The sequence below is a fragment of the Rhodovulum viride genome (genome assembly GCF_003265965.1).
GTDB lineage: Bacteria > Pseudomonadota > Alphaproteobacteria > Rhodobacterales > Rhodobacteraceae > Rhodovulum > Rhodovulum kholense.
This window is the reverse complement of the sequence record NZ_MUAV01000147.1, coordinates 1-649: the sequence shown is the minus strand read 5'-3', so window position 1 is coordinate 649 and position 649 is coordinate 1. Positions and strand designations below refer to the sequence as shown.

Here is a 649-nt window from a genome sequence, read left to right as displayed (position 1 = left end):
GGCGGGCATTGCGGTGCCAGGCCTCATCGTCCTCGTAGACATCCTCCATCTTCAGGACCGCGCGCATCTGCACGCCCGAGGCGGCGCGGGCCGCGGCCTCCTGACCGGCGAGCGCCAGGCCCACGGATTCGGCCGCGACCTGGAGCGGGCTGCGGCCGGTCCAGCCGTCCTCGGCCATGTAGCGCAGATGCACCATGGCCCGCGACGGCGCCCGGCGCTGGATGCCCGCCCCGTCCTCGAAGGCATAGAAGCGCGCCCGGCCGTCGCGGAGCTCGGCGCAGAGATCGGGGCGGATCACCTCCAGCAGCGTCAGCTCGCCCGCCCCGTCGCGGGGCGCATAGGCATAGGCCCGGCCGCGCAGCGCGAAGGCATAGACGAGGGCAAAGCGCGCCACCTTCGCGGCCACGCCCGGCGCGGATTCGGTGTTGAGGAGGTACGTTGCGGCATGGTCCGCGACCGGCTCGGCCCGGCTGGGGCCCGTCCGCTGGTAAAGGCGCAGCGGCACCTTGGCGAGATCCCCCGCGATCACGTTGCAGCAGGCAAAGACCGTGGCATGACGTTGGGCGGCCAGCGGTGTGACCACCGGCAGCGAGCGGACCCGGGATTGCCCGCCCGCCCAGAGATCATTGAGCCAGGGCGACGGATCGCG

Annotated in this window: 1 protein-coding gene; it reads right to left on the bottom strand. The window is 72.9% G+C overall.

All coding sequences use genetic code 11. The features are described 5' to 3' along the window. Nucleotides 1-649 (bottom strand): phage portal protein (locus tag BYZ73_RS21540; protein ID WP_146746408.1); only part of this gene is annotated, 649 nt, incomplete at both ends.